This window comes from Sphingomonas sp. IC-56 (assembly GCF_021043375.1).
Lineage (GTDB): Bacteria > Pseudomonadota > Alphaproteobacteria > Sphingomonadales > Sphingomonadaceae > Sphingomonas.
The window spans coordinates 1-26630 of record NZ_JAJNDV010000005.1; the positions used below are offsets into that span (position 1 = coordinate 1).

At 66.4% G+C, this 26630-nt stretch carries 26 protein-coding genes and 1 pseudogene; 10 read left to right on the forward strand and 17 right to left on the reverse strand.

The genetic code is table 11. From position 1 onward, the window contains the following. The first annotated feature begins 264 nt into the window (after positions 1-264). Positions 265-612 carry a hypothetical protein gene (locus LQ953_RS08185; RefSeq protein ID WP_231030244.1) on the forward strand — a complete coding sequence of 116 codons (348 nt, stop codon included), beginning with the start codon at positions 265-267 and terminating at the stop codon, positions 610-612. A gap of 6 nt (positions 613-618) precedes the next feature. Here the strand turns inward: LQ953_RS08185 and LQ953_RS08190 are convergent, their stop codons facing one another. From LQ953_RS08190 to LQ953_RS08200, 3 genes and pseudogenes are all read right to left on the reverse strand, one after another. Further along, entirely contained in the window at positions 619-1788 is a 1170-nt protein-coding gene (locus LQ953_RS08190) for a saccharopine dehydrogenase family protein (protein WP_231030245.1), read from the reverse strand. A gap of 173 nt (positions 1789-1961) precedes the next feature. Further along, a pseudogene (locus LQ953_RS16200) lies at positions 1962-2204 on the reverse strand (endonuclease domain-containing protein); the annotation flags it as partial. A 157-nt stretch (positions 2205-2361) separates the two neighbouring features. Next, positions 2362-4140, reverse strand: a complete 1779-nt coding sequence (locus LQ953_RS08200) for an ABC transporter transmembrane domain-containing protein (RefSeq protein ID WP_231030246.1) — start codon at positions 4138-4140, stop codon at positions 2362-2364. A gap of 231 nt (positions 4141-4371) precedes the next feature. Here LQ953_RS08200 and LQ953_RS08205 point away from each other — a divergent pair, with 231 nt between their 5' ends. Continuing rightward, positions 4372-5601 carry a polyhydroxyalkanoate depolymerase gene (locus tag LQ953_RS08205; RefSeq protein WP_231030247.1) on the forward strand — a complete coding sequence of 410 codons (1230 nt, stop codon included), beginning with the start codon at positions 4372-4374 and terminating at the stop codon, positions 5599-5601. Between the two features lie 124 nt (positions 5602-5725). Here LQ953_RS08205 and LQ953_RS08210 read toward each other — a convergent pair whose 3' ends face one another. The 4 genes from LQ953_RS08210 to LQ953_RS08225 form a co-directional block, all read right to left on the reverse strand. Next, positions 5726-6220 (reverse strand): pyridoxamine 5'-phosphate oxidase family protein, encoded by a 495-nt coding sequence (locus LQ953_RS08210; RefSeq protein ID WP_231030248.1) that lies wholly within the window; start codon positions 6218-6220, stop codon positions 5726-5728. A 48-nt stretch (positions 6221-6268) separates the two neighbouring features. Then, a complete protein-coding gene (locus tag LQ953_RS08215) occupies positions 6269-7219 on the reverse strand; it encodes a glucokinase (protein ID WP_231030249.1) in 951 nt (316 codons plus the stop codon). A 137-nt stretch (positions 7220-7356) separates the two neighbouring features. Next, positions 7357-8532: an acetyl-CoA C-acyltransferase gene (locus LQ953_RS08220; protein WP_231030250.1), complete on the reverse strand. Its 1176-nt coding sequence runs from the start codon at positions 8530-8532 to the stop codon at positions 7357-7359. A gap of 12 nt (positions 8533-8544) precedes the next feature. Next, on the reverse strand, positions 8545-9000 hold the full coding sequence (locus LQ953_RS08225; protein WP_330999400.1) for a MaoC family dehydratase: 456 nt from the start codon (positions 8998-9000) through the stop codon (positions 8545-8547). A gap of 98 nt (positions 9001-9098) precedes the next feature. Here LQ953_RS08225 and putA point away from each other — a divergent pair, with 98 nt between their 5' ends. Beyond that, positions 9099-12101 carry a bifunctional proline dehydrogenase/L-glutamate gamma-semialdehyde dehydrogenase PutA gene (gene putA, locus LQ953_RS08230; RefSeq protein ID WP_231030251.1) on the forward strand — a complete coding sequence of 1001 codons (3003 nt, stop codon included), beginning with the start codon at positions 9099-9101 and terminating at the stop codon, positions 12099-12101. A 31-nt stretch (positions 12102-12132) separates the two neighbouring features. Here putA and LQ953_RS08235 read toward each other — a convergent pair whose 3' ends face one another. Genes LQ953_RS08235 through LQ953_RS08255 form a run of 5 tightly spaced genes read right to left on the reverse strand, consistent with a single transcriptional unit; the run spans position 12133 to position 16970 of the window. Then, entirely contained in the window at positions 12133-13305 is a 1173-nt protein-coding gene (locus LQ953_RS08235) for a mechanosensitive ion channel family protein (RefSeq protein WP_231030252.1), read from the reverse strand. Between the two features lie 8 nt (positions 13306-13313). Beyond that, positions 13314-14336, reverse strand: coding sequence for a DNA topoisomerase IB (locus tag LQ953_RS08240; protein WP_231030253.1), 1023 nt, complete (start codon positions 14334-14336; stop codon positions 13314-13316). Between the two features lie 60 nt (positions 14337-14396). Further along, the gene (locus tag LQ953_RS08245; RefSeq protein WP_330999401.1) at positions 14397-15470 is read right to left on the reverse strand and encodes an acyltransferase family protein; all 1074 of its coding nucleotides are present in this window, start codon (positions 15468-15470) and stop codon (positions 14397-14399) included. Beyond that, positions 15467-16816: a putative O-glycosylation ligase, exosortase A system-associated gene (locus LQ953_RS08250; RefSeq protein WP_231030254.1), complete on the reverse strand. Its 1350-nt coding sequence runs from the start codon at positions 16814-16816 to the stop codon at positions 15467-15469. The genes LQ953_RS08245 and LQ953_RS08250 overlap by 4 nt, the downstream gene beginning before the upstream one ends. After that, on the reverse strand, positions 16809-16970 hold the full coding sequence (locus LQ953_RS08255; RefSeq protein WP_231030255.1) for a hypothetical protein: 162 nt from the start codon (positions 16968-16970) through the stop codon (positions 16809-16811). The genes LQ953_RS08250 and LQ953_RS08255 overlap by 8 nt, the downstream gene beginning before the upstream one ends. 84 nt (positions 16971-17054) lie before the next feature. Here LQ953_RS08255 and LQ953_RS08260 point away from each other — a divergent pair, with 84 nt between their 5' ends. After that, entirely contained in the window at positions 17055-18296 is a 1242-nt protein-coding gene (locus LQ953_RS08260; RefSeq protein WP_231030256.1) for a TIGR04063 family PEP-CTERM/XrtA system glycosyltransferase, read from the forward strand. Beyond that, a complete protein-coding gene (locus LQ953_RS08265; RefSeq protein WP_231030257.1) occupies positions 18293-19246 on the forward strand; it encodes a hypothetical protein in 954 nt (317 codons plus the stop codon). Before LQ953_RS08260 ends, LQ953_RS08265 begins: the two co-directional genes overlap by 4 nt. A gap of 38 nt (positions 19247-19284) precedes the next feature. Here LQ953_RS08265 and LQ953_RS08270 read toward each other — a convergent pair whose 3' ends face one another. The 3 genes from LQ953_RS08270 to LQ953_RS08280 form a co-directional block, all read right to left on the reverse strand. Further along, positions 19285-19539, reverse strand: coding sequence for a hypothetical protein (locus LQ953_RS08270; protein ID WP_231030258.1), 255 nt, complete (start codon positions 19537-19539; stop codon positions 19285-19287). Between the two features lie 124 nt (positions 19540-19663). Continuing rightward, positions 19664-19978: a hypothetical protein gene (locus LQ953_RS08275; RefSeq protein ID WP_231030259.1), complete on the reverse strand. Its 315-nt coding sequence runs from the start codon at positions 19976-19978 to the stop codon at positions 19664-19666. Next, positions 19975-20157 (reverse strand): hypothetical protein, encoded by a 183-nt coding sequence (locus LQ953_RS08280; RefSeq protein WP_231030260.1) that lies wholly within the window; start codon positions 20155-20157, stop codon positions 19975-19977. The genes LQ953_RS08275 and LQ953_RS08280 overlap by 4 nt, the downstream gene beginning before the upstream one ends. Positions 20158-20249: 92 nt before the next feature. On the opposite strand from LQ953_RS08280, the gene LQ953_RS08285 reads away from it, so the two are divergent. Together LQ953_RS08285 and LQ953_RS08290 are read left to right on the forward strand one after the other, a co-directional pair. Beyond that, positions 20250-20876, forward strand: a complete 627-nt coding sequence (locus LQ953_RS08285) for a S24 family peptidase (RefSeq protein ID WP_231030261.1) — start codon at positions 20250-20252, stop codon at positions 20874-20876. Positions 20877-20974: 98 nt separating this feature from the next. Beyond that, a complete protein-coding gene (locus LQ953_RS08290) occupies positions 20975-21916 on the forward strand; it encodes a hypothetical protein (RefSeq protein WP_231030262.1) in 942 nt (313 codons plus the stop codon). A 166-nt stretch (positions 21917-22082) separates the two neighbouring features. Here the strand turns inward: LQ953_RS08290 and LQ953_RS08295 are convergent, their stop codons facing one another. Further along, positions 22083-22259 (reverse strand): hypothetical protein, encoded by a 177-nt coding sequence (locus LQ953_RS08295; protein ID WP_231030263.1) that lies wholly within the window; start codon positions 22257-22259, stop codon positions 22083-22085. Between the two features lie 149 nt (positions 22260-22408). Between LQ953_RS08295 and LQ953_RS08300 the strand changes: the two genes are divergently transcribed. From LQ953_RS08300 to LQ953_RS08310, 3 genes are all read left to right on the forward strand, one after another. Beyond that, positions 22409-22621 (forward strand): hypothetical protein, encoded by a 213-nt coding sequence (locus LQ953_RS08300; protein WP_231030264.1) that lies wholly within the window; start codon positions 22409-22411, stop codon positions 22619-22621. 97 nt (positions 22622-22718) lie between these two features. Next, positions 22719-24488, forward strand: coding sequence for an SLC13 family permease (locus tag LQ953_RS08305; RefSeq protein ID WP_231030265.1), 1770 nt, complete (start codon positions 22719-22721; stop codon positions 24486-24488). 16 nt (positions 24489-24504) lie between these two features. After that, positions 24505-25476, forward strand: coding sequence for a quinone oxidoreductase family protein (locus LQ953_RS08310; protein WP_231030266.1), 972 nt, complete (start codon positions 24505-24507; stop codon positions 25474-25476). 4 nt (positions 25477-25480) lie between these two features. Here the strand turns inward: LQ953_RS08310 and LQ953_RS08315 are convergent, their stop codons facing one another. Then, a complete protein-coding gene (locus tag LQ953_RS08315; RefSeq protein WP_231030267.1) occupies positions 25481-26599 on the reverse strand; it encodes an NADH:flavin oxidoreductase in 1119 nt (372 codons plus the stop codon). Positions 26600-26630: the final 31 nt, after the last annotated feature.

Genomic DNA, 26630 nt, shown 5'->3' on the forward strand with positions numbered 1-26630 from the left:
ATCAAGCCCCGCCCGGCGCTAAACCCACCCCCAACCCCTCCCTTTCAGGGAGGGGAGAACAGCTCGAGCCAACAAACAAATCCTCCCCTGAAAGGGGAGGTGGCAGCCCGCAGGGCTGACGGAGGGGTATCCCCGCTGCTGAGTCCGTACTCCGCCCGCCACGGTCGCGCTACGCGCGCCACCTCCCCTTACAGGGGAGGATCCAAGGCACCCGTTTGCTCCAAACCCCACATCATGCCACCCTCCGCCAAAGAGGGGAAAGCCATGAACCTGCAAACCGCAATCGCCAGCGGCCTAGCCGAGCGCACCCGCCGCGGCATCACGGCCGTGCTTCTGGCGCAGCACGCGGTCACCCGCAAAGACGCCGTCGCCTTCATCCCCCGTTCCCCGCACGAGGAACGCGAGTTCGCCCGGCTCCGGCAACAAGGCGCCATCCAGGACGCTGGCGCTGACCGCTACTGGCTGAACCGCACCGCGCTCCACGCCGACAACGAAGCGCGCCGCCGCGTGCTGATCCCGCTCACCATCATCCTGCTGCTGGTCGCAGCCACGATCCCGCTGTTCTTCTACAAGGACGTGCCTTCGATCTCGATCACGGAAGCAAGCCGCTAACCCGCCTCACTCCACCATAAAGGTCAGCCCGGCATGCGCCTCCAGCCGCGCCTTCAGCGCCTCGGGCATCAGCGCACCCGGCGTCCAGATCCCGCCCTTGCCCCCAGCCGGCACATCGCGCAGCAGGCATAAGGCGGACTCGGCAATCATCTTGCTCGTCGATCCATAACCCGGATCGCGGTCGCCCTTTACTGACACCGTGACGTGTTCCTCGCTCGGCATCTCGGCGACAAATGCGATGTCGTAGAACCCGCTCTCGCGCGCTTCCTTGCTCGGCCCTTCGCCCGGCGCCGGCCCTTTGTTTCCGCTCATCGGGTTCAGCTTGGCCAGCGCCTCGGCTGCAGCCCGGCCGACTTCGCCCAGCCCCGGCACCACGCTCATCTCGTCATATTGGAAGTCGGCGCCATAGGAGTGACCGGCCAGGAAGTTGGTGCGGTGCACATTCTTGGTGTTGATCACCGCCATCATGAACGGCGCGACCCATGCGGCGACCGCGTCGTCATAGTGCGGCACCATCCCGTTCGGCTGGTGCGGCCCGGCAAAGCCCGGGGCCAGTGCAAAGGGATCGACCATCAGCTTGAGGATCGCCGGATCCTGTGCCGCCGCCGCCATCGAAGCCTTGGCGCTCGCAAAGGTGCCGCCTGAAAACGTACCCTTCATCGCCCGAATGCGGCCCTTGACCCGCGGCGCAGGCCGCCCGAACCGCCGCCGGGCCTCGGCCTGCGCGAACCACACCCCCAGGTCGAACGGGATCGAATCGAACCCGCACGAAAACACGATCCGCGCGCCGCTCGCCTTGGCCGCCGCATCATATTTGTCGATCATCAGCCGCATCCATGCCGGCTCGCCGCATAGATCGACATAGTCAGTGCCCGTCTCCGCACAAGCGGCCAGCAACGCCTCGCCATGCAACTGGTACGGACCCACGGTGGTGACGACGACGCCGGCCCGCGCCACCATCGCCTTCAGTGCCGAGGGATCATCGGCAGCGGCAGCCAGCAAGGGCGTCCCATCCGGCGCGCCGATCTCGTCGCGCACCGCCTCCAGCTTGGAAAGCGACCGCCCCGCCATCGCCCAGCGCAGCGACCCGTCGCCATAGCGCTGCGCCAGATACTCGGCCACCAACCGCCCAGTGAACCCGGTCGCGCCGTACAGAACGATGTCGAACTCAGCCATGATCCTCTCCTTATGTTTTTCTTAGCCCTCTCCCGCCTGCGGGAGAGGGTTGGGTGAGGGTGTGTCGCGCACCGCAGGCAACCCCGCCAGTTCGGCACTGATCGTCTCCAGCACCCGTCCAGGTTCTCGATCACCTGAGTGTTCCAGAAACGCAGCAGGTGATAGCCATTTTGCATCAGCAAGGCGGTCCGGCGCGCATCCACCGCATCCTTGTGCTGGCCGCCGTCCAGTTCGACGATCAGTCGCCTTTCGGCACACAGAAAGTCCGTGACGAAGGGGCCCACCGTCGCCTGAAACCGGAACTTGTATCCGCCGAGCTGACGATTGCGCACTGCGGCCCAGAGCTTCCGCTCAACGTCCGTCGCGTCGCGGCGAAGCTGGCGCGCATGCGGGTTCGTGGGACGGATCCTCGGCACCCGTATTTGGTACCGCAAGAGTCACCCTCACCCAACCCTCTCCCGCAAGCGGGAGAGGGCTAGAAGAAGGGAAGACGCTGCGCTGACTCAAAGCCCCCTCCCGCCTGCGGGAGAGGGTTGGGTGAGGGTGTGTATGAACACACACCTCTGAACAACCTCACCCCACCTCGCTAAACTGCAACGCCGCCAGCCGCGCATACAGTCCGCCCTGCGCCACCAGCGCCGCATGCGTCCCGCTCTCCACGATCCGCCCTTCATCCATCACGATGATCCGCCCCGCCGCGCGTACCGTCGCCAGCCGATGCGCAATCACCAACGTCGTGCGGTTCGCCATCAGCCGCTCCAGCGCATCCTGCACCAGCCGCTCGCTCTCGGCGTCCAAGGCCGAGGTCGCCTCGTCCAGCAACAGGATCGGCGCATCGCGCAGCAGCGCGCGCGCGATCGCGATCCGCTGTCGCTGTCCGCCCGACAGTCGCGCGCCGCCTTCGCCCAGGAACGTGTCGAGCCCTTGCGGCAGCGCCTGCAGGAAGTCCGCCGCATTGGCCGCCGCCGCCGCCGCCCAGATCGCGTCGTCGCTGGCGTCCCACGCGCCATAGCGCAGATTGTCGCGTGCCGAGGCGGCGAAGATCACCGTCTCCTGCGGCACGATCGCCATTCGCGCCCGCACCTCCGCGGGATCGGCGTCGCGCACGTTCACGCCGTCGATGCGAACCGCGCCGGCCTCGGGGTCATAGAAGCGCTGCACCAGCTGAAACAACGTCGACTTGCCCGCGCCTGAGGGCCCCACCACCGCCACCGTTTCGCCCGGCTGCACGTTCAGCGAGAAGTCGTTCAGCGCCGACACTTCCGGCCGGCTGGGATAGCGGAAGGTCACCCCCTCGAACGCCACGGCGCCGCGCGCCGGCTGCGGCAGCGCCACCGGATTGGCGGGCGCGGCGATGTCAGGCTGCTCCGTCAGCAACTCGGCCAACCGGCTCGCCGCGCCCGATCCGCGCAGCAGCTCGCCATACACCTCGGTCAGCGCCCCGAACGATCCCGTCACCAGTCCCGCGGTGATCACGAACGCCGTGATCGCGCCGCCCGAAATACGCCCTTCGGCCACGCCGGACACGGCGTCCCACATGATCAGCGTGATCGCGGTGAACAGCAGTCCGATGACCAACGCGGTCATCACCGCACGCAGTCCGAAACGGCGCTTGGCCGCCGCGAAGCTGCGCTCGACCGCCCCTTCGAAGCGCGCGCTTTCGCGGCGTTCCTGGCCGAACGCCTGGACAATGCGCATCGCGCCCAGCGTCTCGGACGACGTGGCGCCGATCTCGGCGATGCTGTCCTGGCTGGTGCGCGACAGCGTGCGCACGCGCCCGCCCAGCCACACGATCGGCAGCACGATCAGCGGAATGCCGACCAGCAAATAGCCCGCGATCCGCGGCGACAGCGCGAACAGGTAGATGAGGCCGCCGGTCCCAGTCAGCAGGTTGCGCAGCGCCGTCGACACGGTCGTGCCCACCACCATCTCGATGATCGCGGTGTCGGAGGTGAGGCGCGACGCGATCTCCGACGGGCGGTTTTCCTCGAACCATTTGGGCGGCAGGCGCAGCAAATTGCGGTGCACCGCCATGCGCATGTCGGCCACGGTGCGCTCGCCGACCCAGCTGACGAAGTAGAAGCGCACGGCGGTGGCGATCGACAGCGCCAGCACGACCAGCAGCAGCCCTTCGAAATACACGCCGATCCGGCTGGTGTCGGCACCGGCGGCAAAGCCATTGTCGACGATCTTCTGGAAGGTGCGCGGGATCCACAATGTCGCGATCGACGAGCTGATCAGCGCCAGCGTCGCGATTCCCAGTTGCAGCGGATAGCGGCGGGTAAAACCCCACACGATCAACAGGTTACTGAGCTTGCGCTTGGGCTGGGAAGCAAGGGCGGGATCGGCCATGCCGGGCGGACTAGCGCGAATGCCGGGGCAGGGGAACCATGGAGCGGGATTATGTACTTAAGGCTTTGATAGTGCTGTAAATGTGGTCTGATCGCACCCACGTTTTCCGCGTCGACAAGATGCTGGCCACCGCATTTTCCCGGAAGCGTTCCTTCGTTGCGGTGCAACAGCGCTGCGCTATATTAGCTTAAAGCCGCCGCCGTCTCCGCGCGTGGCGGTGGAAGGAATTGGATGCTGTACGACGCCTATGAGATCCAGCGCTCGCTTCTCGCGGGTGCCAGCGCTTTCGCCAACTTCTCCGCAGGCTTGCTCAACAATCCCGCAAACCCCTTCGCCTATTTCGGCGGTGGCCCGGTAATGGCCTCCGCGCTTGAAGTCTTCGCCCACGCCTCAGCGCCCCGCGGCAAGCCCGACTTCGGTCTCGACCGCGCCACCGTCGATGGCCGCGAAGTCGATGTCGTCGAAGAGATCGTGCTGCGCAAACCGTTCGGCCAGCTCAAGCGCTTCGTGCGCAAGGGAGTCGAGGGTGGCCCCAAGCTTCTGATCGTCGCGCCGATGTCCGGCCACTATGCCACGCTGCTGCGCGGCACCGTGGAACGCATGCTGCCGGCCGCCGACGTCTACATCACCGACTGGCGCGACGCGAAGCAGGTACCGCTCAGCGACGGCCGCTTCGACCTCGACGACTATGTCGATTATATCATCGATTTCCTCGCGCACATCGGCGCTGAGGGCGATCCACGCGCGCACATGCTCGCCGTGTGCCAGCCGTCGGTGCCGAGCTATGCCGCAGTCGCGGTGATGAGCGCCGACGCGCACCCGAACCGTCCCAAGACCCTTACGATGATGGGCGGCCCCGTCGACACGCGCGAGGCGCCGACCGCGGTCAACACGCTGGCGACCGAGCGGCCGTTCAGCTGGTTCGAGCAGAATGTCATCGCAACCGTGCCGGCGACCTATGCCGGGGCAGGACGACGCGTCTATCCAGGGTTCCTGCAACTCGCAGGGTTCATGACCATGAATCTCGGCAGCCACATGATTAGCCATTGGGAGATGTTCAAGCATCTGGTCCAGGGCGACGACGAGAGCGCTGACGCGACGATGCGCTTCTATGAGGAATATCGCTCGGTCTGCGACATGACCGCCGAATTCTACCTCCAGACCATCGACCTGGTGTTCCAGACTCACGCCCTGCCCAAGGGCGAGATGACCCACCGCGGTCGTCCGGTCGACCCAGCGGCGATCACCGACGTTGGTCTTCTGGCGATCGAGGGCGAGCGCGACGATATCTCCGGCCTGGGCCAGACCAAGGCAGCGCTGACGCTCGCCACGAAGCTGCCCGACGCGAAAAAGCTGTACCATATGGCCGAAGGCGTCGGCCATTACGGCATCTTCAACGGCTCCAAGTGGCGCACCCGGATCGCGCCAGTGCTGGAGCAATGGATGGCCGCCAACGACTGAGGATTGGCCTGGACCAGCGCAGCTCCGTCATCCCGGCCTTGAGCCGGGATCCCGCTTCTTCTTCTGCCGGTCAAGGCAGCGGGACCCCGGCTCAAGGCCGGGGTGACGAAAGTTGGGCTCAGGGTCAGGCCTGCGAGGATTCGGCAGTCGTCTGAACCTTGGCGTGGCTGCTGCTTTCGCTGGGCTTGATCGTGCCGCCGAACAGCATCTTCACGCGGCCGCTGACCGTGATGTCGGTTTCCCATAGCTCGGCGCTGTCGATGTCGAAGCGCAGCAGCGCGAGGTTCGGATCCTCCTTGCCTTCCGGGAACCAGGCCTCGGCCTGCTTGTCCCACAGCTTGTCGATCAGCGCGCGATCATTGTCGATCTTGGCGGTTCCCGACAGGCACGCGAAATAGTCGTGCCCCTTGGACACGAACTGGGCCATGCCATGGCCGCCCTTGGCGAGCCGGTTGTCCTTGCCGATGAAGAAGAACAGCGTGTCGACCTGATCCTTGTCGAGCTGCGCGGTAAGCGGGATGCTGTGCTCGCCATCCATCAGCCCGATCATGACGAAGGGGCTGTCTGCCATCTTCTGCCATAGGTCCTGCTTCAGTTCGGCGGGGCTCTTGTCCGGCATTCGTAATCTCCCGAGGGTGTCGTTCGGGCGAGTAACGAGCGGTCTTGCTCAGGCGTTCCCGATCGCAGCGGCAGCGCCGATCAGCTCCAGATCCCCTTGATTGACCAGCCCGACAGGCACTTCGGCTAACTGGCGGCGAAAGCTCGCCTTGGCTTCCATATGCTGGCGGAACCGGGGATCGCGCAGCTGCGGCTGTAGCGCGCGGGCGATCGCCCCGGTCAGGAATACGCCGTCCCACGCTCCGAAAGTGAGCGCCAGGTCGCCGGCAAACGCGCCAAGCTGCTCCACGAACAACCGTACCACCGCGCCACAGAGCGGGTCGCGGCTCGCGTCGCGCGTGACGTCCTCGGGCCGGGCCAGCCGCTTGCCGCCGGACAATGCCTCATAGGCGAGCAGCAACCCTGGCGCGCTCAGCAGTGTCTCCACTTCCATCGCCAATCCCTTGGACAGGCAATATTGGACGAAAGCGCGGCCATCGGCGGTCATCGGAGCCAGACCGATATGCCCGGCCTCGCTCTGAATCGGCGCCAACTGGCCACCGCCCGTCACCAGCGCCGCGACGCCCAGGCCGGTGCCCGTGCCGATCACGACATAGTTGCCACCAGAGCGAACCGGCTTCAACGCGGGACCTTGCATTGGGGTGAAGGCGGAAGGCGGCAAGCGCGTCAATGCCAGCGCGTTCGCGGCGCATTCGTTAAGTGCCATGGGCGGCGCCCGCAGCACGGCCTCCACGCCAGAAAGCGAAATGTACCAGCGGCTGCCGGTCAGGTTGATCAGGTCGCCCCGTGCCGCACCCGCCACGGCCAGCGCGCTGGGCAGTCTCGTATCCTTCAGCCCCACGCTGGCAAGGTACGAGACGAGCGCACTGGTGAAGGTGGGATGCTCAGCCGTGAGAAACTTGCGGATCTCGCGCGGCGCTGCACCTTGCTCGCCCCCGGTCAATCCGAACCGCACCGACTGGCGGCCGATATCGGCCACCAGCGCCAGAGTTTCCGCCATGCAACCCTCCACCCCCGGCTCCCGTTTGTGGAAGCTCGTTGCGCAGCCTGTTGGCAGCGTTGTCCGGGAAGGTACCGTATGTTGCGGCTTGTGCAAGTAGGCGACGTTCCCGCCGCCCACTTGCCTAGCCTGGAACCTTAAAGGACCTCGAACAGCCCCGCAGCACCCATGCCGCCGCCGACGCACATGGTGACGACGACGTACTTCGCGCCGCGGCGCTTTCCTTCGATCAGCGCGTGCCCGGTCATCCGTGCGCCCGACATGCCATAGGGATGACCGATCGAAATCGCGCCGCCATTCACGTTGAGCAGCTCATTGGGAATGCCCAGCTTGTCGGCGCAGTACAGCACCTGCACGGCGAAGGCTTCGTTCAGCTCCCACAGGCCGATATCGTCCATCTTCAGGTTGAAGCGTTCGAGCAGCTTCGGGATCGCAAACACCGGGCCAATGCCCATTTCGTCCGGCTTGGTACCGGCAACCGCCATGCCGACATAGCGGCCGAGCGGCTGGAGGCCGCGGCTGGAGGCAAGCTTTTCCTCCATCAGCACCACGGCCGCGCTGCCGTCCGAAAGCTGCGACGCGTTACCAGCAGTGATGGTGCCGTTCGGCAGCACCGGCTGTAGACCCTGAAGCCCTTCCAGCGTGGTCTCCGGACGATTGCCCTCGTCCTTGGCCAGGGTCACTTCCTTCTGCGACACTTCCTTGGTCTCTTTGTTGACCAGGTTCATCGTCGCGGTGACCGAGACGATCTCGTCGTCGAACTTGCCCGCTGCCTGTGCGGCGGCGGTGCGCTGCTGCGACTGGAGCGAATAAGCGTCGGTGCGGTCGCGGCCGATGCCATAGCGGTTCGCCACCACTTCGGCGGTCTGAAGCATCGGCATGTAGATGTCGCCCTGGATCGCCAGCAGTTCGCGGTCCGGCTCGATGCGCATCTGCGGAGTCTGCACCAGGCTGATCGACTCCACGCCGCCGCCAACAGTGATGTCCATGTTGTCTTGCGTGATCTGCTTGGCCGCGGTGGCGATCGCCATCAGGCCCGACGCGCACTGGCGGTCGATCGACATGCCGGGGACGGTGGTGGGAAGGCCGGCGCGGAGCAGAGCGTTACGGGCGATGTTGCCCGCCTGGCTGCCCTGCTGGAGCGCCGCGCCGAACACCAGGTCGTCGACCTGTGCGCCCTCGATACCGGCGCGCTCGATTGCGGCCTTGATCGAGTGGCTGGCGAGGGTGGGGGCGCCGGTGGCGTTGAACGCGCCACGATAGGCGCGGCCGATGGGAGTACGGGCAGTGGAGACGATAACTGCGGAGCGCATGGTGTTTCCTTTTCAGACGTAGATGAGCGCGATCCATTCGGCGATCAGCGCGGGTTTTGCTGCGCCCTCGATCTCGAGGGTGTATTCCTGGACATGCTCCCAGACGCCTGGCTGGCGTTCGGTCCGCTTGAGGAGCTTGAAGCGGCCCCGCACGCGGACGCCTGATCGCACCGGCTGTATGAAGCGCACTTTGTTGCCGCCATAATTGACGCCCATCCGAGCGCCGGCAATGGGCGGTGTCCCGGTGCGCTGGCTGAGCATCGGCATCAGCGATAGCAGGAGAAATCCATGCGCGATGGTGCCCCCGAACGGAGTCTGCGCCGCACGCACCGGATCGACATGGATGAACTGGTGGTCGCCGGTGGCTTCGGCGAACTGATCGATCATCGTTTGCGTGACCTCGACCCAGTCGGACACGCGTTCGGTGCCGACCTGTTCGGCCAGTTCCTGCACCGTGACTGCGTTCACTGGGGCTGTCCTCCTGCGCAATTTTCTATCATAGCGCGGGACATATCTAGTGACCTCGCTGGGCTTCTCGCAAGCCTTGCCCGACCGAGATTTTGAAAATGCAGACTGACGTAGCGTCCAACCCGCGTGCATCCATGGCAAAGCTGCATCGTGCCGCCGAACCCGATGTTCTAAAACCGCTTGTCGACCGTGCGCGGCTGTTCCCTGAGTCGCGCGGACGGGTGATGGGACATGCGCTCGGACTGCTCGCCGATCTACGCGCGGCGCAGACACGGGGCTGGGTGAACCAGTTCCTTCAGGAATATCGCCTGAACTCGTCCGAGGGCGTCGCGCTGCTCAGCCTTGCCGAGGCGTTCCTGCGCGTTCCCGATCCAGACACCGCCGACCTGCTGATCGCTGACAAGATCGGTGACGCGAACTGGAAGTCGCATTCGGGCAAATCGAGCTCTGTGCTGGTCAACAGTGCCACTTGGGGTCTGATGCTCGGCCGTGCGCTGGTAGGCGACGAGCAGACCGGAACGCTGCGCCGCCTGATCAGCCGCGCGGGCGAGCCGTTCGTGCGCCAGGCAGTAGGCGCCGCGATGAAGCGCATGGGCGAGGTCTTCGTGATGGGCCGCACCATCGACGAAGCCATGAAGCGGATGAAGCGCCCTGAGAACCAGGGGTTCACCGCCAGCTTCGACATGCTGGGAGAAGCCGCGCGGACCAAGGCCGATGCCGAGCGCTACTTCCAGGCCTATTTCGAGGCGATCCGCGCAGTCGGCCGCGATCCCAAGGCCGGGCACTCGATCTCGGTCAAGCTGTCTGCGCTGCACCCACGCTACGAAGTTGGCCAGTACGACAAGTGTGTTCCCGAACTCACCGACATGCTCGCCCAGCTGGCATCGGAAGCGTGCAGCCAGCGCATCCCGCTGACGGTCGATGCAGAGGAGAGCGAGCGGCTGGACATGAGCCTCGACATCATCGGCAGTGTCGCACGGCGCCCGGAGTTGAAGGGCTGGGACGGCTTTGGCATGGCGGTGCAGGCCTATGGCAAGCGCGCGCGCGCAGTGATCGCCTGGGCCGACCAGCTCGGCCGGCCGATGCACGTCCGCCTGGTCAAGGGTGCCTATTGGGACAGCGAGATCAAGCGCACCCAGGTCGAGGGGCTGAGCGATTATCCGCTGTTCACGCGCAAGTCGGCGACGGACGTGTCATACCTTGCCTGCGCCCGCGACATGCTCGACGCGAAGAACATCATTCCTGCTTTCGCCAGCCACAATGCGCTCACCGTTGCGACTATCCTCGAATGGGCCGGTGACAGCCGCGATTTCGAGTTCCAGCGCCTGCACGGCATGGGCGAGGGGCTGTATGAGCGCCTGGTGCGCGAAGAAGGCTATCATTGCCGCATCTACGCCCCTGTCGGCGGCCATCGCGATCTGCTCGCCTATCTGGTCCGCCGCCTGCTTGAAAACGGCGCCAATTCCTCCTTCGTCCACCAGCTTGCCGATGAGCAGCTGAGCGAGGCCGAACTGCTGGCAGATCCGGTCGAGAAGATCATTGCCGTCGGCGGCGCGCGCCATCCCAGCATCCCGCTGCCGATCGAGCTTTTCGGCGAATGGAAGAACTCGGGCGGCATCGACCTGCAGGAGCGCAAGATCCTCGCCGAAACGGCGGCGGCGGTTGCTGCCTTCCCGTTCAACCCCGCCCCCAAAGGTACGGACTCGGGCGCCGCAGCCGAGACCCGCGAAGCGACCGGCCATGTCGGCGCGGCGATCGACCGCGCCGCGGCAGCCTTCCCCGCTTGGTCGTCGTGCACTCGGGAGGAACGCGCGGCAATTCTCGAGCGGCTGGCCGACCTGCTCGAAGAAAACCGCATCCCGCTGATGGCGCTCGCGGTCAAAGAAGCGTTCAAGACGCTGCCCGACGCGATCGGTGAAGTGCGGGAAGCCGCCGACTTCTGCCGCTACTATGCCGTGCGCGCCCGTAGCGACCTCGCGCCGCTGGTGCTTCCCGGACCCACGGGCGAGCGCAACGAGCTGCGCATGGAAGGTCGTGGCGTATGGGCGACCATCGCCCCCTGGAACTTCCCGCTGGCGATCTTCCTCGGCCAGACCGCCGCAGCGCTGGTGACGGGAAACACGGTCATCGCCAAACCCGCCCCGCAAACGCCGGAGATCGCGCGCGCGGCGGTGAAGCTCGCCCACCAGGCTGGCGTGCCGGAAGACGCGCTGATCCTGATTCCCGGTGGCCCGGAGATCGGCGCAGCGATCACCGCCGATCCGCGCATCGCCGGCGTCGCCTTCACCGGCTCCACGCCGACCGCCAAGAAGATCGCCCGATCGCTGCTCGAAGGCGATGACCGCCCTATCGTGCCGCTGATCGCCGAAACCGGCGGCATCAACGCGATGATCGTCGACTCGACCGCGCTGCCCGAACAGGTGGTAGCCGACGTGCTCACCTCGTCCTTCCGCTCGGCCGGCCAGCGCTGTTCGGCCCTGCGCCTGCTGTTGCTCCAGGAAGAAATCGCCGAGGGCGTGATCGAGATGCTGCGCGGCGCCATGGAGCAACTGGTGATCGGCGACCCCGGCGATCCCGCCACCGATGTCGGCCCGGTCATCGACCAGGCCGCTTATAACCATCTGATGGGCTATCGTGAGAGCGTGAAGGGCCGCTGGATCAAGACGCTGCCGGTGCCGGCAAGCGGCCTGTTCGTACCGCCGACCATGGTGCGGCTCGACTCGATCGACGATCTGTCGCGTGAATGGTTCGGCCCGATCCTCCACGTAGCCACCTGGAAAGCTGGCGCGCTGGAGGAAACCATCGCTCGGGTGAACAACAAGGGCTTCGGCCTCACCATGGGGCTGCACAGCCGCATCGCCCGCTCGGCCGAACTGACGGAGGCACGCGCGCGCGTCGGCAACCTTTACGTCAATCGCTCGATGATCGGCGCGGTGGTCGGCTCACAACCCTTCGGCGGCGAGGGCCTGTCGGGCACCGGCCCCAAGGCCGGCGGCCCGCACTATCTCCACCGCTTCTGCGCCGAACGCTCGATCTCGGTCGACACCACCAGTGCCGGCGGCAACGCGACGCTGCTCAGCCTGGACGAAGGCGGGATCTAGGCCGGCCTGATCCTCACCCTCGCGGGGAGGATCAGCTTGCGCCCCCGTCCACCCGAACCGTCTGCGGATCGGGGTAGGGCATCACCAACGTCCCATCCGGCGCAGCCGTGAAGGTGGTCTGTGTCGGATAGGGAATGCTGATCTTCTCGGCCGCGAACCGCCGCAGGATTGCAGTGGCAATCCGGTCGCGGATCGGGTGCGCCACGCTCCAGTCGCTCGACGGCACTTCGACGATCAGCTCATAATCCAGCGAGCTGGCGTTGAAGGTCGAGAAGCCCGCGCGCGGCGCCTTGGCGCCCTCGGCCTCGACGATCTCGTTGAGGATGCCAGGGATCCGGTCGAGCACTTCGGGCGGCGTCTCATACGCCACCCCCAGCATCCAGCTGAAGCGGATATGGTTTCGGTCGCTGAGGTTCTGGATCTCCTTGTCCAGCAGCTGCCGGTTGGAGATGATCCGCAGCTCGCCGTCGAACGAGCGAATACGCGTGGACTTCAGCCCAATCTGCTCGATCGTGCCCGACGTGGTGTCATACTTGATGTTCTGGCCCACACGGAACGGCCGGTCGAAAATGATCGACAGCGCCGCGATCAGGTCGCCGAAGATGCCCTGCGCGGCCAGACCAATGGCGATGCCGCCGATGCCCAGGCCAGCGACCAGCCCGGTCACGTTCACCCCGACATTGCTCAGCACCATCACCGTCGCGATAGCGAACAGCGCGATCGACACCAGCAGGCGGATGATCCCCAGTGCGCTGGCCAGCCCTTCGTTGTGATAAGTTTCCGACGTGGTGCGATGCTCGATCGCGCCAAAGATCAGCTCGCGCACCCAGATCGCGCCCTGGAACACCGCGGCCACCGTGAACAGCACGCGGATCGTGGTGGCGACCGTCTGCGGCGGATCGGCATAGCCCGACACCAATTGGAGCGCGGCCATGATGATGAAGAAATTGCCGGTCTTCGCCAGCGCGCGCCCGATGATCGACGTCCAGTTGGCCGTGCCTGATCCATGGCTGCACAGCCGGATCGCCCAGGCGCGGATGCCGTGGAGCAGCAGCACGATCGCCGCCGCAATGCCGCCGGAGATCAGGATCTCCAGCCAGTGATGCTGGAACCACACGAAGGAGTCGTGGAACAGGCTGCGCGCCTGACTTTGCAGCGACTGGCCAGACGGCAGGATGGGCGCGCTCGAACTTTTGTTGGTCATGCGGGCGGTCAGGCAGCCTCTTGCTGTTGCAGATCGTCGATGATTTCTTCTTCCAGGAACTGGATCAACCCGCGCTCATAGCGGGTGAGGAAGCGAGTGGAGCGCGGTAGCCGCAGCCCCGCGCGGAACTCCGCCTGCGCCACCTTGTCCTTGGCCAGTTCGATCAAGCGGGGATGGACATAGGACTTGCGCGCAATCGACGGCGTGTTGCCCAGCGCCTCGGTCACTGGCTCGAGCACCGACTTGATGCCGACATAGTCGCTCGCGCTCGCCAGCGTCCGAAATGCGATCACGCTCGCCCCCCAGGTGCGGAAATGCTTGGCGGAGAACTCGCCGCCCATCGCGTCCTGGATATAGCAGTTCACGTCGGTGGAGGTGACCGGATGCGCCTCGCCAGCGTCGTCGACCCAGCGGAACAGGTTCTGCCCCGGCAGGTCCTGGCACCGCTTCACGAACGCGCTCAGCGTCCGGTCGGTTACCGTCATGATCCGCATCTTGCCCGATTTGGCGCGGAACTGAAGCTTGAGTGTCTGGCCCTTCACCTTGGCGTGACGCTTGCGCAGCGTGGTCGCACCAAAACTCTTATTCTCCTGCGCATAGGCTTCGTTGCCGACGCGGATCGTGCCCAGATCGAGCAACCGCACCACCGCCGCCACTGCCTTTTGCTTGCACAGCCCACGCAGCTTCAGATCGGCCTCGACCCGCTCGCGCAGTCGCGGCAGGCTATGGCCGAACCCGGAACAACGGTCATACTTCGCCGCCTCCTGCGCCTCGCGAAACCCGGCGTGATAGCGATACTGCTTCCGCCCTTTTTCGTCGTAGCCGATCGCCTGGATGTGCCCGTTGGGATCGGGGCAGAACCACGCGTTCACATAGGCCGGCGGCAGGCCGATCTTGTTCAGCCGGTCGATTTCGTCGCGGTCGGTGATGCGCTGACCATCGGCATCCCAATAGCCCCAGCCATTGCGCACTTTGCGCCGGGTGATTCCCGTTTCCTGATCATCGACATAGACGATGTCGGTGGCTGCCATGACGTCCTCGCGAGTGGTGCCAATGAATGCCTGGGGACCCGCGTTCGTTCCGGGACCAGCCTAGATGGCGGCGGCGCGGGGGCGGGGCAGGGCGAGCCGGTTCACCCAGCGCTGCGCCGGCCGCTCGACCAGATGATACAGCACCACCGAGCTCGCCAGCACCAGCAACAGGTACAGTGCCAGTAGCGGCCAGCCAATCATGCCGCTCGGCCCCACGAGCACCAGCTTGAAGACAAACCACAGCAGGAAATGGCCGAGATAGGTCGCGTAGCTGATCTCGCCCAGATAATGCAGCGGCGCGACTTCGAGCACATTGCCCGCGCGTCCAGCGCTGAGCGCCAACGCAAGCAGCAACGCAGCAAAGCCCGCCGGAACCGCAAGGGTCTCAGGAAGCGCACCCAAGGCAGCTGCCATCAGCAATGCCAGCCCGAGGAGCGCAGCGGCCAAGGCGATGCCGCGCCCGTGCGCCCGCCAGCGAAGCCACAGCGCGCCGATGCCAGTACCCGCGGCGAACTCCAGCGTGCACCGGACCACGCCAAGCCGCGGGATCGCGTCCCCCAAGCTGGCAGCACCGTATAGGCGGTACAGCAAATGAAGCGCCACCAGCAGCCCCACAACGGCACTCACAACCACAACCGAAGGAACCCGCCGCCAGTCTACGCTCACCACCAGCAGGGGAAACATCAGGTAAGCCGCCAGTTCGCACGAGATCGACCAGGCCGGATCGTTCCAGCTGAGCGCATCGGTGAACCCCCAATTCTGGAGCAGCAGCAGATGCAGCGGCAACTCGTCCCAGGGGAACTGCGCCGCCGCGCGCCCGGTCGCCAGCAGCACAAGCGCCAGCAGCACCGCACACCCCAGCATGAACAGGTGCAGCGGCCAGATCCGCGCCACCCGGCGCTGAAGGAAGCGCGGCACCGCGCGCACCCCCTCGTCGCGTAGCACCTCCGACGCGCTTAGCCAGATCACGAAGCCGGACAGCAGGAAGAAGAAGTCGACCGCCAGATAGCCTTTGGCCAGCACCGCCTCCGCGGCGGGCGGCAGGCCGGCAATCGACAGGCGCACATGGAACAGCACCACCGCCCAGGCGGCGAGCCCGCGCATGCTGGTCAGCGCCTTGAGTTCGCGCGTCACGCCGCGGCCAGCTTCTGCTTGCGCAGCGGCCGCCAGGCACCCTCGGCCCGCTTGCGCGTCACATAGGTATCCAGCCCGATCTGCGCGCCGATCAACATGTACACGAACGGCTGGAACGCGATGGCGATGAACGTCGCCCCCAGCATGTAGATGATGTGCGCGCTTTGCAGCGCAGAGGCCAGCGGACTGATCCATTCCTCGCCTGGCTCGGGTTTGCGGTAGCGCCGCCGCAGCACTTCCATGCGGAAGATGCCGGCCAGATTGATCACCAGCCACAACACCAGCCCGGGATAGCCCTGCTCGCCCAGCATCTCGAAATAGGCGCTGTGATAGGCGCGCGCCTGGTCGACTTCCAGGCTGCGCGCCACTTCAGCCTGGCCGCCGGCCTCGGTCACGCTGACCTTTTCATATCGGATGCGGTTCTGGCGATACGCCTCGAACCCCCCGCCCATGGGGCGGGTCTTGGCATAGTCCATCGTCCACTGCCAAACCGCCAGCCGCGTGGAGGCGGACGCATCGCCCTGATAGGTCTTGATCGTGCCCATCCGCTCGGTGAACGAAGCGGGCAAGAACGGGATGGCAAGGAGCCCCAGGCAGCCGAGTGCGGTCAGATAAACGACCTTGCGCTTGGCGTCGCGGATCAGCAGCAGCGCCAGCAGCACGATGCACAGCAGGCCTGTACGCGTCGAGGTGCCCACCGGGATCAGCAGGCAGGCAAAGATCAGCGCGTAGCAGAACCCCCTCACTTTCCAGTCCGGCGGAAAGATCGTGCCAAAGCGCGAGAACCACAGGATCAGCGGAATGATTGCGATCGCCACGGTGGAAATGGTCGACCCTTCGTACAGCCCCGAATTGTTGGTCACCATCAGGTTCAATTCGCCATAGCCGCCGCCCGAGGCGAGTGTCTTGATCCCGCCCACGATGATGATCGATGCAGCCGATAGCACCATGAACAGCAACAGGCTCTCGATGCGCAGCTTGGTGCGCAGCGTCAGCGGCAGGAAGGCGGCGAACGCCAGCGCCTTCCACACCCAGGCCCATTTCTCCAGCGCCTCCAATTTGAAGTCGGCGTTGAGGGTGGTGTAGTAACAATAGCCCAGCAGCGCGACGATCAGCAGCTGGCGCGGCGCGACGCGCATGTCGCGCTTGTCGTCGGTGATTGCCCAGCCGAGCACCGCCAGCCCGACTGCGATCATCGAAACCGGCACCGAGTTCAGCAAGATATAGGTCAGCCGCTGCGGCGAGACGATGTCGATATAGGCATAGGCAAGCACGAACAGGAACGGCCGGCGAAACCCGGTGGCGAGCAGCGCCACCAGGAACACCACAAAGGGGATGTCATGCACCGCGCTTGCCCCATCGCCGCTTGCGAGAGGACACCTGCGCGTCCTGCGCGTCCTGCGCGCCCGTTTCCTGGTCCAGGTCGGGGCGGCGCAACAGCAGGAACGCGGCGATCAGCATCAGCCCATGAGTCACGGCCAGCGAGAAATTGTCGATCATGCGCCGGTCACCGCTCCTCTACGCCGCCTTGCTAACCCAATGCAGTTGACGCGCCGTTAAGGGCTCTCATGTCAGGGAAAGGCCATGCGGATCCTGCACATCCTGGACCACGGCCTGCCGCTGCACAGCGGCTATACCTTCCGCACCCGCGCGATTCTGAAGGCGCAGATCGCCCGCGGCTGGGACGTGGCGGCGGTGACTGGCCCGCGCCACGGCCAAAGTCCTGCTGCTGAGGAGCTGGTCGACGGCCTGCGCTTCTTCCGCACCGAACCACCCAAGCCCGCACCCGCGCCGCTCGGCGAGTGGCGCGAGGTCGGCGCCTTCGCTCGCCGCATCCGGGCTGTGGCGAAGGCGTTCCGCCCGGACGTGCTCCACGCCCATTCCCCCGTGCTCGACGCCATCGCCGGCCAGCGCGCCGCGCGCCGCCTTGGCCTCCCGTTCGTCTATGAAATCCGCGCCTTCTGGGAGGACGCTGCTGTCGGCAACGGCACAGGGCGTGAGGGCAGTTGGCGCTACCGCGTGACCCGCGCGCTCGAAACCCGCGCGGTAAAGCAGGCCGATGCCGTCGCGGTGATCTGCGAGGGGCTCCGCCAGGATCTGGTCGACCGCGGCATCGAGTCGGAGAAGATCTTCGTGTCGCCCAACGGCGTCGATCTCGACCTGTTCGGCGATCCGCTTCTCCTGGATCAGGCGCTCGCCGCACAACTCGGCACCGCCGGTAGCGAGACGATCGGCTTCATCGGCAGCTTCTACGACTATGAAGGGCTCGACATATTGATCGACGCCATGCCCGCTTTGGTCGCGGCGCGCCCGGCGATGCAGCTGGTGCTGGTCGGCGGCGGCCCTGCCGAGGCCGCGCTGCGCGCCCGCGCCACCGCGTCGCCCGCGGCCGACCGCATCCAGTTCGTGGGCCGGGTACCCCATGACCAGGTTGAGCGTTACTACAGCCTCATTGATGTCCTGGTGTACCCGCGGAAGCAGATGCGCTTGACCGAACTGGTCACTCCCTTGAAGCCCCTTGAGGCCATGGCGCAGAAGCGGCTGGTTGCCGCGTCGAACGTCGGCGGCCACCGTGAGCTTATCCGCGACGGCGACACCGGCACCTTGTTCGCGCCCGACGATCCGCAGGCGCTGGCTGCCTCGGTGGCAACCCTGTTCGCCCAGCGCGAGGGGTGGGACGCCCGCCGCGCCCGGGCTCGCGCCTTTGTGGAGGCGGAGCGCAACTGGGCCGACAATGTCGAGCGGTATGATTCTGTTTACCATAGTCTGGCACAACCACGACTCATGAGAGACTCGCGGTCGCGCACGGCTCCGGTGAACGCATGAAGGCACCCATCGCCTTGCTGGGCGCTGGAATCGTCGGCGCGCTCGCCGCGCTGAGCGCGCTGGTGCTGCCCACAGCCACGCTTGAGTCGCTGGTGATGGGCAGCGGCCTGCCGGCGATCATCGCCGCCGCGGAGCCACCGCTCGGCTTCACCGCCCGCTTCTGCCTGGCACTCGGTGCCGGCGGTTTCTTCGGCATCATGGCCGGGCTCACCCTGTTCGTGCTGGTCGGCACCAAGACCGTCGATCTCCAGACCGCCAAGCCCCGGCCGCAGCCCGATGCCGGTCGCGCGCCGGTGCTGCGCCGTGCCGACGCGCATCCCGACGCGCCGCCACGCCCGCCGCTGATGGCCGCGCGCGACCTGGGCACGCCCTTCCTCGAAGTCGGCGCGCCCCCGGCCGCGAAGCCGCTTCCGCTCACGCCGCTGAGACCCGTCGAGGCCGCCGTAGAGCGCCCGCTCAAGGCCGAAGCACCTATCGAAGCCGCACCGCTGCCGCTCAAGCCGGTCGTGGTCGAGACCAAGCCCGAGCCCATCGAACAGCCGCTTCCGGCCGATCTCGATCAGCCACTCGCCGCCTTCGATCCGCAGGCCGTGCCCGATGTGCCGCTGCCCCCGCCAATCCTTCCGCCGCTCAAGCCCAAAGCCGAGGCTGCACCCGCGCCCGCCGAGCCGAAGCCCGCACCAGTGGAGCGCTTCGAAACCTTCGCGCTACCCCCACGGGCATCCGCGCCAGCTTATCCCTTTGCCACCAGGCCGCGCAGCGACGAAGCACTCGCTCGCCCGGAAACCGAAGCCTCCGTCCACGCCCTGCTCGAGCGGCTCGAGCGCGGCGTCATTCGTCGTGGCGCTCCCGCTGCCATTCCCAAGCCCGAACCGCGTCTCTCCCGCGGCGAGGACCGCGGCCTGGAAGACACGCTCGCCAGCCTGCGCAGCATGGCTCGTCGCGCCTGAGAGGCGCGAAAGCCTAAGCTCCCGCGCGCGCTCAAAGCTTACCAGTTCCGCCAGCGGCGATCCCAGTTCTGATACCGACCCGACTGGCGCGCCCGCTGCAGTTCGCGGCGGCATTCGCGCAGCTCGCGATTATATTCGCGGCGGCTGTCGGCGCGGCGCAGTTCACGGCGGCACTCGCGCTGTTCCTGGCGCACTTCACGGTTGCGGTAGCGCTGGTCGTCCACATTGGCAGTGGCGCTGGTCATCGGCACCGCAACGGCCAGCAGGCCGAACGTCATCAAGAGCTTGCGCATAGACTACTCCAAACGGGGGGCCGACGCGGGCATCGCGCTGGCTCGACTGCGTAACGTGCGCACCCGTGGCGGGTTGCCGCCGCCGCCACGTTTCGCCGCGCCATCGGCCCCTGTCGCCGGGCACTCAGCGTTCCTCGACGCTCAGCGCCTCCAGCATCACCTCGAGCCACGCGCCCTCGCGCGCCACGCCGGTCACCGCCAGGTCCGCCACGATGTGCCCGCGCAAGGCGAACTCCGCCTCGCCCAATCCTGCCAGCCAGGCGTCGAGAAGCGGGGAGGGGCTAGCCCGCAACGCGATGCTATGCCGCGCTCCCACAAAGGTCGCGCTCGCCCAGCGCGTCCAGTCGGCACTCACCAGCACCACCGGACATCCCGCAGCCTGCGCGGAGGCCAGCAGCGCCCGGCCCAGCAGCGTCGCCGCATCGGGTCCGCGGCTCATCGCCCCAACCCCTGGGCGGCGATGAACGCCTCGATCCGCGCCACAGTCGCCGGGCGCGGTTCGCGACCATTGCGCAGGTCGTGCACCAGCCGTGGATCGCCCACCGCCCGCCTGCCGAAAACGCTCGGGGGCATGGCGGTGCGCTTCAGAAACTTCTCGATCTCGCGCTGTATCGGCATCCACTTGCTCCCTCCCGAGTCGCTGAATATGATCCCGTTTTGTTCTTCAAATCCTACTTGTCTAGGAAATTTCCTATTGTACAGAGTCCATCATGGATGAAGCCGATCAGCGTGCCGCGCTCGAAGCGCTGATGGCGGAGCAGGGCATCGGCTTTGCCGAGCTGTCGCGCGTGATCGGGCGCAACCCGGCCTATCTTCAGCAATATGTCCGCCGCGGCTCCCCGCGCACGCTGGCAGAGGGCGACCGCCAGCGCCTCGCCGCGTTCTTCGGCGTCCCCGATGCGCAACTCGGCGGGCCGCCGGCATCCGGGCTGGTCGAGATTGCGCGGCTCGATGTCGGCGCGTCGGCAGGGCCTGGCCGGCTCACTGATGCCGAGGCGGCACGCCGTCCGGGCGAACTCTCCCCCGCGCTGCTGCGCCAGTTGGGGGTGCGCCCGGAGGCTGCATCGATGATCCGCGTCGAAGGCGATTCGATGGAACCGCTGCTGTTTGACGGTGACGAGATCCTGGTCGACCGAGACCGAGCGCAGCTACGCGGCCGCGGCGGCATCTTCGTGATCCGCATCGAGGGGGCGTTGATGGTGAAGCGGCTGCGCCCTGTTCTGGGCGGCGGCCTGGACGTGGTCAGCGAAAATCCGGCCTATCCGCCACGCCACTGCAAAGGACACGAAGTGGAAGTCATCGGCCGCGTCGCTTGGATGAGCCGCTCGCTGGTGTAGCTCTCCACCTGCGGGCTGGCACACCCCGCATGATCTATGTAGGCAAGCCGCGCCATGCATGCGGTTGGGACCGACATGCGGGTACAAGAGGGGACGACATGAAATTGCGTGTGATGCTGTGTACCGCCCTATCGGCGGGGTTGTTGCTGGGTGCCACTCCGGCGCAGGCGCAGTTCGGCGGACTGGGTAAGCTCGCCCGCAAGGCCGGCATCAGCCTGCCCAAGCTGCAAAAGGACCCGATCACCACCAGCCTGCCTGATGCGCAGTGGGGGGATCCCACTCGCGACGGCTTCGTGCCGCGCGAGCCCAAGCGTTCGCTCTCGACACTCCAGCGCACGCCCACCGGCGCCTTCATCCTCCAGCCGGGCTATTTCGCCTTTCACGCGCAGAGCTATTGTCTCCAGGCCGGCACCTATGGTCCTGGCGGTGGCGACGGCTATCTCTACGCGCCGCCGCTCGGGGCAGCGCGGGAAGTGGTGATGGCGATCGTGCGCAATTCGGTCGCGCATCCCGACATCGACCAGCACGATATCCAGGCACTGCTATGGGCGATCCTGGCGCGCGCCAGGTTCGAGAACCTGTCGAACGAGCTCAAGATGGTCGCCGCCCAGCTGCTCACCCCACGCCAGCTCGCCGGCCTCAACCGCAGCGCGCTTGACCTGCTCGGCGATCCGATGATCGCCAACAACCTGCCGCGCGAAGTCCGCCAGGTCATGGAGGCCGAGGCCGATCTTCGCCGCATGCTGACGACGCCGGGCACCAGCTTCGCCGAGCTGGAGCGCGTCGCGGTGCTGGCGGGCTTGGCACCGCAAGGCCCCGGCAGCATGGGCGTGCCGAACGGCCGCTGGAGCCACCATCCCGACGGCTATTACGTCCGCTATCTCCCCCACGGCTACACCAACACTACAGTGGAAATCTGGGTGCCGCAGGACGGCGACGGCGCAGGCGTCGAGTTCGACCCGGCAACCCACATCGCAGTCCCGGGCAACACCGCGCGCCAGCGCCTCCTCCAGTCCGGCCGCCCCTACGCGAGCCGCTAGCCTCCTCCGTCATCCCGGCCTCGAGCCGGGATCCCGCTTCTTCTATTCGCGAGAGGGAGCGGGACCCCGACTCAACGCCGGCGACGAAATCGAAAATTCTAAGTCTGAGCTTCTCAGTTCCCGGGCCTCCGCGGGGAACTAGCCGGTCGAAGCGCCCACCGTCAGCTTAACGCATCCGGTCCCGCAGCCACACCGCGATCGCAATCGCCAGTCCCACGCCCAGCCCGATCACGAACCCCAGCGATGCCTGGCCCTGCATAGCGCCGATTGCCACACCGACCAGGATCGCCAGCGACAGGAAGCAGCCGCCGGCCACCGGCGTTTTCGATTGAGGATCAGCCATGCACCGGCTGTATCGAAGCCGCACCGCGCGCGCCACTCCCCTCGACATGGTTAGCGGCCGTTCACCGCACCTGTCGGCGGAAGCTTCAGTTCTGTGTGGCAAAGCCGCTGCCGCCGGTCCTTGCGCGACCGGCCCGTGCCGGAGTGATCATGGAATATCTGCCTTATCTCGGTGACGCGCGCGAAGTCGCGGACGCGAGCGAACTGATCCGCGCCTTTGGCGAGCATGCCGGCTCGGAAGCCGCCGCCCGCGCCGACCGCAGCCGGGATGTCGGCAACCACATCCATTTCTGCCGCTGGCGCCAGATCGAGCGGCTGGTGGTGTTGATGTCGATCCCGCGCGCTATCGGCACCGTGCACTGAGCCGCACCCGCTAAATCTTTTTTCTGGGCAAGGGCGGGGCGGACCCCGCAAACCTTCCGCGAGTTCAGGTGGTTACCTGAATCCTTGCCGAGGCGGAATGACCACACCCCAGATACTTTCGGCCTGCGTGCTCGCGGGCATGATGCTGCTCTTCATCTGGGGACGGTTCCGCTACGATCTGGTCGCGGTGATGGCGCTGCTCGCCGCGCTCGCGGTCGGCATCGTCAAGCCAAAGGACGCGTTCACCGGCTTTTCTGACGACATTGTCATCATCGTCGGCTCCGCGCTGGTGCTTTCGGGCGCGGTGCAGCGCTCGGGCGTGATCGAAAGCGCGATGCTGCTCCTGCAAAAGCGCGTGAAGCGTGTCCGCTCGCAATTGCTGCTGCTGACCGCCAGCGTCGGCTTCGCGTCGGCGCTCGTCAAGAATATCGGTGCGCTGGCGATGATGATGCCGGTCGCGTTCCAGATGGCCAAGCGCTCCAAGGCGACGCCGGCCGTGTTCCTGATGCCGATGTCGTTCGCGTCGCTGCTCGGCGGGCTCATCACGCTGATCGGCACCTCGCCCAACATCATCGTCAGCCGCGTGCGCGAGGAAATGACCGGCCAGCCCTTCGGCATGTTCGATTATGCGCCCGTCGGCTTGGTGCTGACGGTCGTGGGACTCATCTTCCTGCGCTTCGCCTATCGCCTGATGCCGCGCGACCGCCGCGGCGCCGTGACGCTGGGCGAAGCGATCGACATCAAGGATTACGTCACCGAAGCCGAGATCCCTGCAGGCTCCCCCGCGGTGGACGAAACCGTCGCCCAGTTCCGCGAACGCCACGACCATGAAGTCACCATCCGCAGCATTATGCGCGCGGGCCTCCGCTCGGCGCCATTCCCCGACGCGACGCTACAGCCCGAGGATCTGCTGATCCTCGCCGGCCCGCCCGAAAGCCTGGAGCGCGTGATCGCCGCCGATGGCCTGGAACTGGAGGGGCATGATCGCCAGACCTCCGAGAAGTCGAACGACGATGTCGGCGTGATCGAGGCAGTGATCGGCTCGGACTCGGCGCTGGTCGGCTTCACCGCTGGACGCCTAGGGCTGCACGAGCGTTTCGGGGTCAATCTGATCGCGGTGTCGCGGCGCGGCAAGCGGCTGGCCAAGCGCCTGGGCGAGATTGAACTGTGCCCCGGCGACGTGATCGTGCTTCAGGGCCCGCTCGAACTGCTGATGGAGCGGCTGCGTGACCTTGGTTGCCTGCCGCTTGCCGAACGCAGCCTGCGCCTGGGCAGCGCGCGCAAGGGCCTGTTGCCGCTCGCCATCCTTGGCGTCGCGATGCTGGCGACCGCGACCGGCTATGTCCCCGTTGCAGTGGCCTTCTTCGCGGCGGCGGCGCTCACCATCCTGCTGGGCGCGCTACCGCTGCGCGAGGCCTATGACCATATCGAATGGCCGATCCTGGTGATGCTCGGCGCGCTGATCCCCGTCAGCGACACGCTGCGCACCACCGGCGCCACCGATCTGATCGGCGACGGGCTGTCGCATCTCGCCGCCACGCTGCCGCCCTGGGGCGCGGTGGCGCTGATCCTGGCGGCCGCGATGGCGGTCACCCCGTTCCTCAACAATGCCGCGACCGTGCTGGTGATGGCGCCGATCGCCGCCACCTTTGCCGGTGCCCTCGGCTATCGGCCCGAAGCGTTCCTGATGGCCACCGCAGTGGGGGCAGGGTGCGACTTCCTCACCCCCATCGGGCATCAGTGCAACACGCTGGTAATGGGGCCGGGCGGCTATCGCTTTGGCGATTATGCCCGGCTCGGCGCGCCCTTGTCACTGTTGGTGCTGGTGATCGCCACCCCGCTCATCCTATGGGTCTGGCCGGTGTAAGGCAGGGAGACGCGGCATGGCACGAATGGCTCGGATCGAACGGACCGGCGGCCCGGAAGTCATTGGTTGGGCCGATGTCGACTTGCCCGATCCTGGCCCCGGTGAGGTCCGGATGCGCAACACCGCAATCGGCCTCAACTTCATCGACACCTATCACCGCTCCGGCCTTTACAAGGTCGCGCTGCCCAGCGGCCTGGGCGTCGAGGCCGCGGGCGTTGTCGAGGCAGTAGGCGAGGGGGTCGACCGGTTCGCCGCAGGCGACCGCGTGGCGCTCTTCGGCCCGATCGGCGCCTATGCCACTGCCCGCAACGTCCCCGCCGCCAGCCTGTTCAAGCTGCCCGATGGCGTGGAAGAAAGCACCGCCGCCGCCACGCTGCTCAAGGGCTGCACCGCTGAGTTCATGGTGGAGCGCGTAGCCAGGGTACAGCCCGGTGCCACTGTCCTGGTTCACGCGGCAGCGGGCGGGGTGGGGCAGCTTCTGATCCAATGGCTCAAGGCAATTGGTGTTACCGTGATCGGCACTGTTGGCCGCGCTGAAAAGGTGGCGGTGGCGCAAGCCGCGGGCGCCGATCATATCCTTCTTTCGGGCGAGGACGACATCGCCGCCCGCGTCCGCGAGATCACCGGCGGTGAAGGCGTGCCCGTGGTGTTCGACGGCGTCGGCGCCGCAACCTGGGAAGCCTCGCTCAAATCGTGCGCCCGCCGCGGGCTGGTGGTCAGCTATGGCAACGCCAGCGGCCCGGTAGAGGGGGTCAAGCTCGCCACCCTCAACGATCATGGCTCGCTGTTCGTCACCCGCCCCAAGCTCTTCGACTATTACGTCACGCCCCAGGAGCGCGCCGCGGGCGCCGCCCGCCTGTTCGATCTGCTCGCCTCGGGCAAGCTACGGCCCGAAATCGGCCGGCGCTTCGCTCTGGAAGACGCAGCGCAAGCCCATCGCGCGCTAGAGGCGGGCGACACGACGGGCTCGACTTTGCTTATTCCATGAGGACTTAGACGAGTTCACCCAGCGCGGCCGCGTCGAACCCCTTCAGGTTCTCGCGGTCGTTCGCCTTCACCTTGGTCACCCAGTTCGCATCGCTGATCAGCGCGCGGCCAACCGCGATCAGGTCGAATTCGTCCCGCTCCATACGCTCTACGAGACGCTCTAGTCCGACCGTCGTCGACCCTTCGCCACCAAACGCCGCCAGGAACTCGCCCGACAGCCCGACCGATCCGACGCTGATCGTCGCCGCCCCGGTCAGCTTCTTTGCCCAGCCGGCGAAGTTCAGACCCTTCTCACCGTCCAGCTCAGGGAACTCGGGCTCCCAGAACCGCCGCTGCGAACAGTGCAGCACGTCCACACCCGCATCCACAAGCGGCTGCAGCCAGTCGGCCATCAGGTCAGGCGTCTCGGCCAGACGGGCGGCATAATCCTGCTGCTTCCATTGGCTCACGCGCAGGATGATCGGGTAATCGGGGCCAACCGCCTCGCGGATCGCAGAAACGATCTCGCCCGCAAAGCGCGAGCGCTCGCGAATGGTGGCGCCGCCATAGCGGTCGCTGCGCTCATTGGTACCGGCCCAGAAGAACTGGTCGATCAGGTAGCCGTGCGCGCCATGGATCTCTACCGTGTCGAAGCCCAGGCGCTTGGCGTCGGCGGCGGCGCGGGCGAAGGCGGCGACGGTGTCGGCGATCGCTTCCTCGCTCATCGCCTCGCCCCGCGGCTTGCCCGGCGCGAGCAGGCCGGACGGGCTCTCGACCGGCGCGTCGGGCGTCCAGCCATCCGAACCCTTGGTCGATCCGGTGTGCCAGATCTGCGGGCCCATCTTGCCGCCTGCGGCATGGACTTCGTCCACCACCTGCTTCCATCCGCCCAGCGCGGACTCACCGTGGAAGAACGGGATGCCCGCCATGTTGCGCGATGCCGGACGGTCGATCACCGTGCCTTCGGACAGGATCAGGCCGACCTCGGCTTCTGCGCGGCGCCGGTAATAGGCAGCCTGTTCCTCGCCAGGAATGCCGCCCGGCGCCATCGCGCGGGTCATCGGCGCCATGACGATACGGTTCTTGAGTTCGAGCGATTTGATACGAAAAGGGCGAAACAGCGCGCCGGCGTCGGCAGAGGACATTCAGAAAGCTCCGTGGCAACCAAGGGGCTTA

Coding starts and splice junctions, on each gene's coding strand:
- LQ953_RS08185 (WP_231030244.1), top strand. CDS start 265: ATGAACCTGCAAACCGCAATCGCCAGCGGCCTAGCCGAGCGCACCCGC.
- LQ953_RS08190 (WP_231030245.1), bottom strand. CDS start 1,788: ATGGCTGAGTTCGACATCGTTCTGTACGGCGCGACCGGGTTCACTGGG.
- LQ953_RS08200 (WP_231030246.1), bottom strand. CDS start 4,140: ATGGCCGATCCCGCCCTTGCTTCCCAGCCCAAGCGCAAGCTCAGTAAC.
- LQ953_RS08205 (WP_231030247.1), top strand. CDS start 4,372: ATGCTGTACGACGCCTATGAGATCCAGCGCTCGCTTCTCGCGGGTGCC.
- LQ953_RS08210 (WP_231030248.1), bottom strand. CDS start 6,220: ATGCCGGACAAGAGCCCCGCCGAACTGAAGCAGGACCTATGGCAGAAG.
- LQ953_RS08215 (WP_231030249.1), bottom strand. CDS start 7,219: ATGGCGGAAACTCTGGCGCTGGTGGCCGATATCGGCCGCCAGTCGGTG.
- LQ953_RS08220 (WP_231030250.1), bottom strand. CDS start 8,532: ATGCGCTCCGCAGTTATCGTCTCCACTGCCCGTACTCCCATCGGCCGC.
- putA (WP_231030251.1), top strand. CDS start 9,099: ATGCAGACTGACGTAGCGTCCAACCCGCGTGCATCCATGGCAAAGCTG.
- LQ953_RS08235 (WP_231030252.1), bottom strand. CDS start 13,305: ATGACCAACAAAAGTTCGAGCGCGCCCATCCTGCCGTCTGGCCAGTCG.
- LQ953_RS08240 (WP_231030253.1), bottom strand. CDS start 14,336: ATGGCAGCCACCGACATCGTCTATGTCGATGATCAGGAAACGGGAATC.
- LQ953_RS08255 (WP_231030255.1), bottom strand. CDS start 16,970: ATGATCGACAATTTCTCGCTGGCCGTGACTCATGGGCTGATGCTGATC.
- LQ953_RS08260 (WP_231030256.1), top strand. CDS start 17,055: ATGCGGATCCTGCACATCCTGGACCACGGCCTGCCGCTGCACAGCGGC.
- LQ953_RS08265 (WP_231030257.1), top strand. CDS start 18,293: ATGAAGGCACCCATCGCCTTGCTGGGCGCTGGAATCGTCGGCGCGCTC.
- LQ953_RS08270 (WP_231030258.1), bottom strand. CDS start 19,539: ATGCGCAAGCTCTTGATGACGTTCGGCCTGCTGGCCGTTGCGGTGCCG.
- LQ953_RS08275 (WP_231030259.1), bottom strand. CDS start 19,978: ATGAGCCGCGGACCCGATGCGGCGACGCTGCTGGGCCGGGCGCTGCTG.
- LQ953_RS08280 (WP_231030260.1), bottom strand. CDS start 20,157: ATGCCGATACAGCGCGAGATCGAGAAGTTTCTGAAGCGCACCGCCATG.
- LQ953_RS08285 (WP_231030261.1), top strand. CDS start 20,250: ATGGATGAAGCCGATCAGCGTGCCGCGCTCGAAGCGCTGATGGCGGAG.
- LQ953_RS08290 (WP_231030262.1), top strand. CDS start 20,975: ATGAAATTGCGTGTGATGCTGTGTACCGCCCTATCGGCGGGGTTGTTG.
- LQ953_RS08295 (WP_231030263.1), bottom strand. CDS start 22,259: ATGGCTGATCCTCAATCGAAAACGCCGGTGGCCGGCGGCTGCTTCCTG.
- LQ953_RS08300 (WP_231030264.1), top strand. CDS start 22,409: ATGGAATATCTGCCTTATCTCGGTGACGCGCGCGAAGTCGCGGACGCG.
- LQ953_RS08305 (WP_231030265.1), top strand. CDS start 22,719: ATGACCACACCCCAGATACTTTCGGCCTGCGTGCTCGCGGGCATGATG.
- LQ953_RS08310 (WP_231030266.1), top strand. CDS start 24,505: ATGGCACGAATGGCTCGGATCGAACGGACCGGCGGCCCGGAAGTCATT.
- LQ953_RS08315 (WP_231030267.1), bottom strand. CDS start 26,599: ATGTCCTCTGCCGACGCCGGCGCGCTGTTTCGCCCTTTTCGTATCAAA.